This is a genomic window from Shewanella sp. SG41-4 (assembly GCF_014164505.1).
Lineage (GTDB): Bacteria > Pseudomonadota > Gammaproteobacteria > Enterobacterales > Shewanellaceae > Shewanella.
In genome coordinates this window covers 1-12,816 of the sequence record NZ_JACJFI010000107.1, presented here as the reverse complement: position 1 = coordinate 12,816, position 12,816 = coordinate 1, and the positions used below count along the sequence as shown (strand labels likewise).

11 protein-coding genes are annotated in these 12,816 nt (G+C 40.1%); 3 read left to right on the top strand and 8 right to left on the bottom strand.

Features of this window, described 5'->3' with window-relative positions; all coding sequences use genetic code 11:
• Positions 1-502 precede the first annotated feature (502 nt).
• Positions 503-775: a hypothetical protein gene (locus tag H5202_RS11540; RefSeq protein WP_182772203.1), complete on the top strand. Its 273-nt coding sequence runs from the start codon at positions 503-505 to the stop codon at positions 773-775.
• A gap of 60 nt (positions 776-835) precedes the next feature.
• Here H5202_RS11540 and H5202_RS11535 read toward each other — a convergent pair whose 3' ends face one another.
• From H5202_RS11535 to H5202_RS11505, 7 genes are all read right to left on the bottom strand, one after another.
• Entirely contained in the window at positions 836-1,168 is a 333-nt protein-coding gene (locus H5202_RS11535) for a YbaB/EbfC family nucleoid-associated protein (RefSeq protein ID WP_011637860.1), read from the bottom strand.
• 143 nt (positions 1,169-1,311) lie between these two features.
• Complete coding sequence (dnaX, locus tag H5202_RS11530) at positions 1,312-4,164, bottom strand: DNA polymerase III subunit gamma/tau (protein ID WP_182772202.1); 2,853 nt, start codon at positions 4,162-4,164, stop codon at positions 1,312-1,314.
• A gap of 150 nt (positions 4,165-4,314) precedes the next feature.
• Complete coding sequence (gene apt, locus H5202_RS11525; RefSeq protein WP_182772204.1) at positions 4,315-4,866, bottom strand: adenine phosphoribosyltransferase; 552 nt, start codon at positions 4,864-4,866, stop codon at positions 4,315-4,317.
• Positions 4,867-5,001: 135 nt separating this feature from the next.
• Complete coding sequence (locus H5202_RS11520) at positions 5,002-5,367, bottom strand: YbaN family protein (protein ID WP_182772201.1); 366 nt, start codon at positions 5,365-5,367, stop codon at positions 5,002-5,004.
• A gap of 376 nt (positions 5,368-5,743) precedes the next feature.
• Entirely contained in the window at positions 5,744-6,505 is a 762-nt protein-coding gene (locus H5202_RS11515; RefSeq protein ID WP_182772200.1) for an HvfC family RiPP maturation protein, read from the bottom strand.
• Positions 6,505-7,368, bottom strand: a complete 864-nt coding sequence (locus H5202_RS11510; RefSeq protein WP_182772199.1) for an HvfB family MNIO-type RiPP peptide maturase — start codon at positions 7,366-7,368, stop codon at positions 6,505-6,507. Before H5202_RS11510 ends, H5202_RS11515 begins: the two co-directional genes overlap by 1 nt.
• A gap of 101 nt (positions 7,369-7,469) precedes the next feature.
• The gene (locus tag H5202_RS11505; RefSeq protein ID WP_182772198.1) at positions 7,470-7,898 is read right to left on the bottom strand and encodes an HvfA family oxazolone/thioamide-modified RiPP metallophore; all 429 of its coding nucleotides are present in this window, start codon (positions 7,896-7,898) and stop codon (positions 7,470-7,472) included.
• Positions 7,899-8,224: 326 nt separating this feature from the next.
• Here H5202_RS11505 and dusC point away from each other — a divergent pair, with 326 nt between their 5' ends.
• Together dusC and H5202_RS11495 are read left to right on the top strand one after the other, a co-directional pair.
• Positions 8,225-9,169 (top strand): tRNA dihydrouridine(16) synthase DusC, encoded by a 945-nt coding sequence (gene dusC, locus H5202_RS11500; protein WP_182772197.1) that lies wholly within the window; start codon positions 8,225-8,227, stop codon positions 9,167-9,169.
• Positions 9,170-9,514: 345 nt separating this feature from the next.
• Positions 9,515-9,886 carry a TraR/DksA C4-type zinc finger protein gene (locus tag H5202_RS11495; RefSeq protein ID WP_157822830.1) on the top strand — a complete coding sequence of 124 codons (372 nt, stop codon included), beginning with the start codon at positions 9,515-9,517 and terminating at the stop codon, positions 9,884-9,886.
• Positions 9,887-10,009: 123 nt separating this feature from the next.
• Here the strand turns inward: H5202_RS11495 and H5202_RS11490 are convergent, their stop codons facing one another.
• A complete protein-coding gene (locus H5202_RS11490) occupies positions 10,010-12,538 on the bottom strand; it encodes a TonB-dependent receptor plug domain-containing protein (RefSeq protein ID WP_182772196.1) in 2,529 nt (842 codons plus the stop codon).
• Positions 12,539-12,816: the final 278 nt, after the last annotated feature.

The following is a 12,816-nucleotide window of genomic DNA, read 5'->3' as shown; positions in this document are numbered from 1 at the left end:
AAGCTTGATAACCATTCAATAGATGCTAGTTGCTCTGGGGTTGCGTTAAACAACTGACTCAAATAAAGATAGAAAATATATCCTGTCACCAAAAAATCTATCGATAACGTTAACTCTCGGAAGCTGGTTTCTTGCAACCATTGATGTACTTTCTGTTTATTACCCATGTTAACCTCAGCGAACTCAAAGTAAAAAATATTTAACTCACCTCATGTTAGTTTGATGTCAATCAATGTCAAATATTTTTTACTTTGAGTTAATATTTAAATGTTTTACATTAGGGTAATAGCAAAGTCTATGGCTGCATGGACCGACACAAGGTTGGTTATCTAAATAGATTGCTTAGGTTGGTCAAACTCATAACTTAATGAGTAAAATAACTAAGTTACAGAATAGAAAATAAATAACTGATTGATTATATTTAGTTTTTAATTTGGCATATAAATTGCTATAACTAGATGAGTTACTCATGGATTTATAGAATAATATTAAGGACATTATTGTGAAAAAAATCATCATTGTTATTGTTGCAGTTTTATTAGGTTACTTTATTAACCTCAAATTTATTGAAATCGCATACTCATTAGGTTTCGCTGAATTGAAAAAAGAAACACTATTGATAAATGACCAAAAAATGAAAGTAAAATGTGATTCTTATGCCTTAGGTTTTTTTGATAAAGTTAAACTTGAAAATAAATTTCAGCAATGCATTAATGAGTACGAAGCACAAGGCTATGTAATTATTGACCAACAAGCTGCGATGAAAGCGGTTTAGCGCTGTAAATAAAAAAGCTCAAGCATTATGCTTGAGCTTTTTTATCAATTAACGACATGATTAAAATGGCATTTTCATTCCAGGAGGTAATTGCATACCACCAGTCACTTCGGCCATTTTAGTCTTTTGATTTTCTTCTATACGACGGGCCGCGTCATTACACGCTGCGGCGATAAGATCTTCTAGCATCTCTTTATCGTCTTCCATCAAACTTGGATCAATTTCAACTTTACGCACATTGTGGTTACCTGTCATGGTTACTTTAACCAAGCCAGCACCCGCTTCACCAGTCATTTCTGTGCGTGCAATTTCTTCCTGCACTTTAGCCATTTTGTCTTGCATCATTTGGGCTTGTTTCATTAAATTGCCCATACCGCCTTTTCCACCAAACATAGTCGTCTCTCTCTAATTAAGGTTGTTAGCAAGTCGTCATAATGGCGACAATCTTACTGAAATAAAATCGATTGGCAATATTACAGATACATTTTTGAGATGAAGATATATTCATTTTCTGTAAAATCACCCTATTTGTGTACTTATGAAGCGTTGATTAGTGCAATATCTTGCGCTATTTGCCCTAGTTGCTCAGATGGATATTCAATCGTGTCACTGTCTAATTGAGCCGATAAGTGTTGGATCATCCACTGAACTTTATCATCATGCAAAATAGACTGTTGCGCTTGCGCAATAAGCTCCCGATGAAAACGTTTACGTAATTCAAGCGGTGTTTCTCGTTTTGGCACCACACCAATCTGGATCTCAACTTCTGTTGGTTGCTCCAGATACTCAGATAACGCCAGTTGTAATTGATCGATAGCCGTATGCGCTGACAAATGTTTCTGGTCTGGTTTTAACACCAATACTATTGGGTTTGACAATGTTGAGCAAACGGAGTTCACCCCTAATTGTCTAACCCTTCCGCCTACGGACACGTTGGTCATCACTTTATACCAATGTAAATCGACCTCATCACCTTGAATGCTGTGTGGTTCAAATTTAGCGAGCACGCTAGATTGCATCACCGGCGCTGCATTAATGTTCTGCGGTTCGGCAGCCTGTGAACGAGCTATTTGCGCGCGGGCTGGTTTTTGATGTTGATGACCGGCTTGCTGACTGACAGAATTCGATGGTTGAAGTGTTGTTTCAACTGCTGGCTTAGTCTCTTGATTAGTATCTGCAAACGCATTAACGTTTTCACCCTCTTTGGGTGCAACCCATGGAGGTCTGTCATAATCTGCAACTTCAGGCTTTTCTGTTCCGCTAGTCGTTGTAGATAACACTTCGCTGGCCGCAGGCGAGCTAAATTGAGCCTGTTCTGACTTATCAAGGGGTTCATTAGCTGATGTTGTTGTTGATGTTGATGTTGATGTCGCAGCCGCTTTGCTCACTCTAGAACTGATTGTTTTTGTCGATTCTTTTTTTGCCAGCTCTTCTTTTTGCTGCAAGGCGTCAACATCTGCAATGAGAGAATCTCGGCTGGCTAATACTTCATCTAAAAAGTCGTCTAAATTATCGTCAGCGCTAGTCTGTTTTTGAGTGACATTATCACTCATCAAGTCGCTGTTATCATCGCCAAGGGGATTAACCGTTTTCGGTTCAGACATCGAGTCAGGTGCTTCGTTAACATTGTTAGCTTGAGTTGCCTCACTTGAAGCCGAAAACGCTAAATATTCGTCATGATCAGATGGCTGATATTCCATTGAAGAATCATCCTCGCCGTCATAATCCATAAAAGAATAGGCATCAAGTGAACTGTTATCTGTACTATCACTCGATGGGCTATTTTCTACTGCATTGGTGTCTGTCCCACTCGGCGTTAATGAAGGTTGCTCTGGTATCTCTTCAGACTCGGTAATATCGCTTATCGCATTTTTAGTACTGAATTCACCCGTTGCTTCGGCATCTGCGTTTTGAACAACATTATCAGATGAAGTTGCATTAACAACGTCAGTTTCCACATCATTATCGGCATCATCATTAACAAGCTGGTCAGCCTGCATATCGGAACTTTTGGGCGGTAATGAATCAAACCCTAAGCTTTGCGCTTGGTCCAACAATAAAGCTTGCTCAGCCACCAATGATGACTCAACAGCTATATCATCGATAACATCAACATCTTCAACTTCGGTAGTCGGCAACACTTCAGCCTGAATAGGTAATGCGGCTGTGGTTAAATCATTGTTAGATTGAGGTACAACATCAGGCTTTGGGCTTGTTTCAATGACCTCTTGCGTTGACGTTGAGGTGTGATCAATAACGCTTAAATCAATATTAGCGGGGGTTGTGGTTACCCAACGTTTTACTTGTTTTTCAGGTGTAAAAGCTACCGCGCGCAGCAATGCCATTTCCAAGCCAGATTTAGGATCGGGAGCAAAGGGTAAATCTTTACGACCGTTAAGCAACATTTGGTAATAAAGCTGTACTTGTTCAGGCGCTAATTGCTGTGCAAATGCCAAAATTTGTTCACTAAACAGCGATTGCTGTGCAGCAGCTGGGGCAAATTGAGTTAGGGTGATCTGATGTAATAGCTCTAACAAGCTGCGCAGTACTTCTTCGGCATCTGCGCCAAAGGCCAATACTTTAGCCACTGTTTGCATTAATGGCCCAACGTCGGCATCACACAAGGCTTTTAATAACGCGAGCACATGTTGCTCATCAATACTGCCCAACATGGTTTGCACTTGTGTAAGCATCACTTGGCCACTGCCAAATGCTATGGCTTGATCAGTTAAGCTGAGCGCATCACGCATACTGCCATTAGCCGCTTTGGCTAATAAACTCAGAGCTTGTGACTCAAATGGTAACTTTTCTTGAGTGATTACATATTCAAGCTGCTTGCTAATTTCGTCTTGCGATAAACTTTTCAAATTGAACTGTAAGCAACGAGATAACACAGTAACAGGCAGTTTATGCGGGTCGGTAGTCGCTAATAAAAACTTAACGTGCTCCGGAGGCTCTTCTAAGGTCTTTAGTAATGCGTTAAAACTACTGCGGGATAACATGTGTACTTCGTCGATTAAGTAAACCTTAAAGCGACCCCGGGATGGGCGGTACTGCACATTGTCGAGAAGTTCGCGAGTATCATCGACTTTGGTACGCGAAGCGGCATCGACTTCAATTAAATCAACAAAGCGACCTTGGGCAATTTCAATACAACTAGAACATTCACCACATGGCTTAGCGGTAACGCCGGTTTCACAATTAAGACCTTTGGCAAACAAACGCGCCAAACTGGTTTTACCCACTCCGCGTGTACCGGTAAACAGGTAAGCATGATGTAAGCGTTGTTGGCTCAATGCATTGGTTAATGCCATTAATACATGGGATTGGCCGACCATTTGTTCAAATTTAGCTGGACGCCATTTGCGGGCTAGTACTTGGTAAGACATGAAATTCCCCACAGAGAGCTATCGGGAGTCAATCCCTTTAAAGGGGTTAACAATAACATGCCAAGGGCTGGCATGCTATTGTTGAGCAAGTATTTGATAGCGTAAAATTCAGTTAACTGCTTAATAAAATAGCAGTTTATTTTACTTTAATTACTCGCCGTCAAACTCGCATAAACTTAACACTTCAATTCCCATACCTTGCAAGCGCTTCTCTCCACCGATTTCTGGTAACGAGATAACAAATGCAGCATGGCTTACTTGACCGCCTAATTCACGAATAAGTTTTACAGTAGCTTCAATCGTGCCACCTGTTGCTAATAAATCATCAATAACGAGCACCTTATCATTGGCATTAATCGCGTCAACATGGATTTCTAAGGTGTCTTTACCGTATTCTAAATCATAGGTTTGGCTAATAGTTTTACGGGGTAATTTCCCAGGTTTACGTACAGGCACAAAACCAACGCCTAGCTCTAACGCTAGTGGCGCGCCAAATAAAAAACCACGTGCTTCAGTACCAACCACTTTGGTAAAACCTTTTGATTGATAATGGGCCACTAGAATTGCAATAGTGGCTTTGTAAGCTTCTGCATTTTCAAGCAAGCTGGTGACGTCACGGAACATGATGCCAGGAATTGGATAATCAGGAATGGTTTTAATGCTCTGCTTAATAAGCGCTAAACTGTCTTGGTTCATCATAATGTAGTTAACTCTGTCTGAAAGTGATTACGCAATAAAAAAGTCCACGTCATTGGTGGACTCTGGTAAAAAATACTAGTGTGATCTTATGCCCGTTTAATCTCAGTTGCAACAGGCTTACATTAACCTGACTATTTATTATTCTAACTCTGGGATCCGCCACAAGAAAAATAATAAAACGAGCATCATGCACAACAACATAATTTTCACCCATATTATCGGTACAATCATAATACTAATCGCAAAACTCAGGCTGCTCATTAACATGGCTTTTCGTTTTAACGATCTGCTCAACGCACGTTTAGATTGCCACTGAGAGATACCTTCAGCAAACCAAGGGTGATTGATTAGCCAATAATGAAGACGATCGCTAGAACGAGCAAAACAAAACGCAGCCAATAAAATAAACGGCACCGTGGGCAACAAAGGCAATGCAATGCCAATAATACCTAACACTAGACTGCACAAGCCAATAATGAGAAAAAATCCGCGTTTCACAGCCATATGCGCCCTCATACAAACAAAAAACCACTCTATCTGAGTGGTTTAATAAGACAATATCATGACAGGTTAACCTGAAGTAAGCGTTAAATTAATCCTGTTGCTTTCAACCATGAAAGACTCGCGGGCAATGTTGGAATTAATAAAACCAAAATAAAACCAATAAAATAAAAGATGTTAAACGGGTCTTTAAACGGCTGGCTCATGATTATTCCTACATTAAGGTTATGTTTTGACTGCGATAACTTACATCTTTCATCTGTTATATTGTGCCAACTGTTCAGTTAGCATCGCGACAACAGACGTGAAGTCGATCACAAAAAGTGGCTTATTTTAGACGCATCTTCACAAAATAAAAACCTTAAATATATTATGCCTATTATGACTCGATTGATGAAATAACGATGCCCTTTTGTGCCAGTTGTTGCAATAAAGGTAAGCAGCCTGACAACAAGGTGTCATTTGGCATTTGTGGGTAATGCTCACTTAACCAACTGATAATGGCATCGACTGTTACACCTTGTTGAGAATGAGTCATTTGTTCAATGTAAGCTAACACTTGCGCACTTAATGGTGTCAGTTGTAAAAACGCGACTTCATCATCAGCACCTCTAAATACACAAAAAAAGTTCGCTTGTGCAGTCGGCTCTATAGGTTGATAGTTAACACTAATATGTTGAACGTCAAAGGCATATTGTGCCACTTTGGCACAAGCCGCTAGGCATAACCTATGTTGGTTTAGCTCGGCGGTATTGATCGATTGAACTGCTGGAGTGTCTGGCGCGACGGCCACACACAATTCTAACCATTCATAATGTGCTAACTGCAACATGAAAACAGGATCATGTTCAGTCATCTGATATTCGTGTTGTAAAAAAACTAAAAATTCACCGGCTATTTCAACAAATATAGGTGTCTTGCTATCGTGTGTTACGAAAAATTGTTGTATTAAGGCCTGCCATTGTTCTTCCTGATATAAACTTTTCAGCACCGGAAACGCACTCGACACGAAACCCGCAATATTATTAAAAAATAATTCGCGATAGATTTTCATCCGTCTGGGTTCAATCCCCTCAGGTAATGGCAAACTAGGATCACGGATGTAGTCCATAAATTGTTGCTGTACTTCAATGAAACCCATTATGCCTTCCTCAATACAGATTGCTGTGCCAGAGCATTTTGTTGATATTGATGAATTTGATTAATCTCATTAAGGAGTATTTCTGTTTTAGGAATATTAAAATCACGTTCAAGCAATGTAGGATGCACGCCGTGCAATTGATAACACTGCTGCAATAAAGCCCATACGGGATCGATAATATCTGCGCCGTGAGTATCGACCATTAAGTCGACATCTTCTTCATAGTGCCCTGCAATATGAAGATAAGCGATTCGTTTAGTAGGCATCGCCGCTAAGTAAGCTGCTGCATCATATTGATGGTTAATTGAATTAACGTAAATGTTATTTACATCAAGCAGTAATTTGCAGTCGGCCTCTTGCAGCACGGCATTAACAAATTCTTGTTCGGTCATTTGTGCACCTGGCGCTGCATAAAATGACACATTCTCTAAAATAAACGGACGATCCAGTATGTCTTCGACTTGCTTTATCCGCTTAGCGGTATGGATGACTGCATCATCAGTAAAGGGTATTGGCATCAAATCATACATATGGCCAGTACCAGAGCAATAACTTAAATGCTCTGAATACACTTCAATATTATGCTCATCCAAAAAGCGTTTTATATTATGTACAAATTGACTATCTAGCGCTTCAGGACTACCAATGGATAACGAAAGCCCGTGGCAGAAAAAAGCGTGTTGTTCCGTTAATTGTTTAAACTGACGACCAAATTTACCCCCTAATGTCATCCAATTTTCTGGCGCAACTTCTAAAAAATCGATGGCTGATGGCACCTGCTGACAAAATTCAGTCAACATTTCACGACGAAGTCCTAAACCGACCCTAGCCTGACTATGTGTGTTGCGATGCCGAATAGACATAATGCCTCCTTAAACAATAAACAGCAGATAAAATTAAGGCCTGAAACTCAGGCCTTAATTGTGTCAGATAAGCCAAGGCATTATCAAATAGAAGTCATTAATTATTTCTGACCGCCACACTTACCTTCACCACACTTACCTTCTTTGGCTTTCTCAGCTGACTTTTTCATGTCGCCGCCACACTTGCCTTCGCCACATTTACCTTCAGCTGCTTTCTCAGCAGACTTTTTCATGTCGCCGCCGCACTTGCCTTCGCCACATTTACCTTCAACGGCTTTCTCAGCAGATTTTTTCATGTCGCCACCGCACTTACCTTCACCACATTTACCTTCAGCAGCTTTCTCAGCAGACTTCATTTTTTCGCCGCCACACTTGCCTTCACCACACTTGCCTTCTCCGCCATCAACCTGATAGCCAGAAGTTAATTGCTGAAAACCAAATGGGTTAGCTTCTACTTGAGCAGAAAAGCCAGCAGTCATTACAACAGAACCTAATGCAACCGCTAAAGTAGTTTGTTTGATTGAATTCATAATAATTATCTTCCTATATCTTGATTGTGTGTGGTGTCCAACATCATTGCCGGCTTGGTTAAAGAGACCTGCAGTATGTAAAGTTTATTGCAAAATATATTAAAAATGTGAAAAAAATCAATTTATTTATCACAAATCATTGCTAGGTAACCTTAAAAACAGACGCCTTATAGATTTAACATAAATACAACATAAGTGCTATTGGTATGATTATTAATAATAATTTATCGAAAGAATCGACAACAATAATCGTAATGCCATTTAGTGCTGTTATCAGATAATAAACACGTTAAAATGACGCACTTTTGACTTCAGCAAGGTGTACTGTGCGCGTTATTTTAGCTCCAATGGAAGGTGTGGTTGATGACCATATGCGTGAAATTTTGTCTGCCATCAACCCATTTGACCTGGTTGTGACTGAGTTTGTCAGGGTAGTCAATCAACTCATACCAGACAAAGTGTTCTTTAAATTGTGCCCTGAGTTACTTCATCAAGGGCTAACCGCATCTGGAACACCTGTACGTGTTCAGTTATTAGGACAAGAACCTGAATGGATGGCACAAAATGCCATAAGAGCAATTGAACTAGGTTCAAATGGTGTTGATGCAAATTTTGGGTGTCCAGCTAAAACGGTCAATAAAAGCAAAGGTGGCGCAGTATTACTCCAATATCCTGAGAATATTTACAATATAGTCAAAGCCATGCGCGATGCAGTGCCTTTAGAACATCCTGTTACTGCTAAAATCCGTTTAGGCTACGAAGACAAGTCATTATTTATGGAAAATGCCTTAGCGGTATATGAAGCTGGCGCAACAGAGCTTGCAATTCATGCTCGTAGTAAAAGCGATGGTTATAAACCACCGGCATATTGGGAATACATTACTGAAGTAAGACAACGCCTGCCAATTCCTGTTATCGCTAATGGAGAAATTTGGAATGCCGCAGATGCTCAGCGATGCATGAATGTCACCGGCTGTGACAGTGTGATGATTGGCCGTGGAGCCATTTCTTTACCAAACTTAGGCGATACCATTAAAACCGGTGCGACGCCATTCAGTTGGCAACAAACCTTGAGCTTACTTATGGCTTATACCGATAAAGAACTCAATGGTCGTAAGTCAGATTACTATCCTTCGCGGATTAAACAGTGGTTTAGCTACTTGAACCGTCAATATCCAGAAGCGGATACTTTATTTAGAGAATTACGAATATTCAAAACAACTGAAGAAATCGTAAAGGTTCTACAGCATGCTCATAGATCGCTCATATAAGCTTGGAACAACGCACCAACTATACTATTTCGGATTAAATCAACCTTGATGGAAATGTGTCATCAAGGTTATGAACCGTGTTAATCCTAAGTCATCACAAAATAGCGAAATTATCTTATTTGTGTTCAATCAGCTGCGATTAATTAGCCATATATACGCGACAATCAATCCTAGCTTATCGCTAAGACAGACACATAACGTTGGCTGACATGAATAAATGATAAATTATTATTCATGTTTTTATCACAGAAATCTTATCGAGAATTGATCTTCGTCATAACGCCTGCTTTATTTGTGCCTAAAATAGATTACCTACATTGGCATAGTCAGTTAAGGTTATCTCAGTTGCACAACACTCAGGACATACAGCAAAAACTTCAACAACTTGAACTTATTTTGAGGCGTGAGTTAATGCTGGTTATCAAGGATTCATTAAAAGCTACTGAAGTTGCTCATATTTCAATGGAAACCCCTCTGGTGAAAGTGATTGATTACCTACCACAAGTCAAACTAATCAATACTGATATTTTTACTAAGTTCATGAAGCTAGATGCTGCTTATTGTCAGCTTGAACTGGGTTTATATGGTCTTTGCTCTGATTGTGAAATGGACATAGAACCGCCCCGCTTAATCGCCGATCCAACAGAACAACGTTGTACCGGTTGTGAACAAAAATTCCGTCGAGAACATCGACATGAATTACGCTTAAATCACTAGATTTCTATATTATTTACATAAAAATCAACGCAATAAAAAGGCCTACTATAATGTAGGCCTTTTTATGTCAGACAATGTAACTATCACATTGTCTGATGTATAGCTCAATAACTAAACTGTTATTTAGAACTTAACAGTTACGCCACCGTAGTACTGGCGACCAATAGTGTCATACACTTCTGGAACCGTACCACCGTCACTACCATTTGAAACGCCTGAAGGTTCTTCATCAGTAATGTTTTTCACACCGGCGCTTAAGGTAACCATGTCAGTAACATAGTAAGTACCGGCTAAGTTGTGGTACAGAATTGCATCCACTTTATCGCCTGTATTTAGATCATCCATTTCGCCAATGTAACGGTTGAAGTAGTTAACACTCCAGCTGTCTTGACCGGCTTGAATGCTGAAGTTGTTACGAACTTCTGCATAAGCACCAAAATTACCATCGATCTTGTTAGTGTAGTCATTGTCTTCTTGTTCGAAATTCAACAAGTAAGTTGTGTCATTGCTGATTTTCCAATCTAACGATAAGGCTTCGAAGTTATAGGCTAAGTTGAAGTCTAAACCGCTAGTGTCTTGGCTACCTACGTTTGTTAACGAGTTAGTAAGATTAGACAAGTCACCGTTTGCGCCAATGTTAAAGGTTTCACAAGCTGCTGCTGAAGCATTAGCAAAACATTCCTCTAAACCAGCTTGAACATCTAAACGAGTGATTGCATTGGTCACTTTAAAGCGCCAGTAATCAAGTGTTAACGATAGACCTTCAACATAGTTTGGTGAGTAAACTAAACCAGCTGTGTAAGAATCAGACTCTTCAGCTTTTAGATCATCATCCGACGTGTAACGAACTAGAATCTGTGGATCTTGTGCATTTTTCCAAGGATCGTCCAAGTAATCATAAGAACCGGTATCACCACCAAATAATTCGCTGATGCTTGGTGCACGGAAACCCGTTGCCGCAACAGTACGAAGCATCAAATCATCACTAGCTTCATAAGTTAGACCGACTTTCCAAGTAGACGCTTTACCAAATGTTGAATAATCATCATAACGCAGTGCAAATTCACCGGTTAATTTTTCAGTGAAAGGAACACTAACTTCTTGGAATACAGACAATACATTGTAGTTACCATCTGTAGGATCTTGTTGTGCAGCAGTACTGTCGCCAGCAACGGTTACTGGATCAGGATTAAAATAACCGCTTTCATAACGGTATTCAGCACCAATAGCAAAGGCAACTGCACCCGCACTGACATCAAACAACTCACCATTTAAGCCTGCAGAAACAACATGTTGCTCATTGCCGCCGTCAGCATTATCAGTAAAGCTAATGTCATTAACAATTTCACCTGTTAATGGAACACCAGTGAACCATGCATCTTGGTTAGCATAAACAGATTGCTTAAGATTAGTTGCATTGATTGAGTTTTCAACGCTTGAATCTGCTTTGTTCTTGCCATATGTATAAGCGATATCCCAGTTCATGCCTGTATTGATATCAAGCTCACCCGCTAGCGCACCAGAGATACGGAAAGTATCAGTGTCTTGAGAATAAATACGAGGACCCGCATCGGTAGTACGACGACGGTAATTAACGCGACCAGTATCATCAGCAGCAATTTGACCATCTGTCATAGATTGATCAAGTGTAATACATGCTGCACCAGCAGTAACACCTGGAGCACCACATACATTTAACATCACGTCTGCTGGTTGCGGAGCTAACTGCTGATCAGACTTACGCTTGGTATAAAGAACGTCGCCTGTTAATACTAAGTTATTGTCTAATTCTTGGATCATGTTAGCAAACAAGCTGTAACGCTCGTTTGGAGTTTGATAATAACTGCTCGTGGTGTAGTCGTAACCTGTAGAACGAGCAACCCATTCACCAGCGTCATTACGCACTTTCCCACCTAATGAACCGGTAGGTAAAAATGAACTGTATCCTGGCTCTGTCCAGCTACGATCTGACTGAATAACACTTTCACGCTTTGAATACGCGGCACCAATAGTGTAGTTACCACCATCGGTGTTGAAACCGTATAAACCACTGATTTCGCCTGTTTCACCATCATTTTCGCTAGTAGTGCTACCGTTAAGATCGAGTTGAAAACCTTCGAAATCTTTCTTGGTGATGATGTTAACAACACCAGCAATAGCGTCTGAACCGTATACAGCTGATGCGCCATCTTTTAAGATTTCAACACGAGCAATCATCGATACAGGGATAGCGTTCAAATCGACAGAACTGTCTGCGCCTGAACCCGAGTTAACCATACGACGACCATTCAATAGCACTAATGTACGCTGTGAACCCATACCGCGTAAGTCAACTTGCGCTACACCACTTGAACCGTTATTCGAACTAGAACCTAAAGCAGCACCCGCCATTGACGTTTGAGCTTGAAGTAGTTGGTCTACTGAAGTGAAACCTTCAGCGCGAATGGCTTCAGCTGAAATGATGGTTACTGGAGAAGCAGTCTCCATGTCTTGACGTTGAATACGAGAACCGGTTACTTCGATTCTTTCAACTTTCTGTTCATCGGCAGCAAATGCTACTGACGAAAATAAACCTGTTGTCGCGACACTTGTTGCTGCTACCGCTAATAAACTGCGGCGAATTGCCTTTGCAGTTAATGTGACTGAACTCATGAATAAACTCCCTATAACTTGGAATGAAATAAAACAAGTCGTTATATTTTTAATTATGAATAACTGGTCATTGCCAATTATTGAAAATCATTATTAATGAATAAAAAACTTTTAGTCAATAAGGACGATATGTGAGCAACATCACATTTAACCTCTGGATTGATAATTAATTTGACTTGAATTAATTAAATAAAAATCAATGACTTAACTATTTAAGCCTTATTAATCAAGATTATTAACATTTAACCATAAAGAAATACAAAGAAGAAACACTTTTA

Coding starts and splice junctions, on each gene's coding strand:
- H5202_RS11535 (WP_011637860.1), bottom strand. CDS start 1,168: ATGTTTGGTGGAAAAGGCGGTATGGGCAATTTAATGAAACAAGCCCAA.
- dnaX (WP_182772202.1), bottom strand. CDS start 4,164: ATGTCTTACCAAGTACTAGCCCGCAAATGGCGTCCAGCTAAATTTGAA.
- H5202_RS11520 (WP_182772201.1), bottom strand. CDS start 5,367: ATGGCTGTGAAACGCGGATTTTTTCTCATTATTGGCTTGTGCAGTCTA.
- H5202_RS11515 (WP_182772200.1), bottom strand. CDS start 6,505: ATGGGTTTCATTGAAGTACAGCAACAATTTATGGACTACATCCGTGAT.
- H5202_RS11510 (WP_182772199.1), bottom strand. CDS start 7,368: ATGTCTATTCGGCATCGCAACACACATAGTCAGGCTAGGGTCGGTTTA.
- H5202_RS11505 (WP_182772198.1), bottom strand. CDS start 7,898: ATGAATTCAATCAAACAAACTACTTTAGCGGTTGCATTAGGTTCTGTT.
- H5202_RS11490 (WP_182772196.1), bottom strand. CDS start 12,538: ATGAGTTCAGTCACATTAACTGCAAAGGCAATTCGCCGCAGTTTATTA.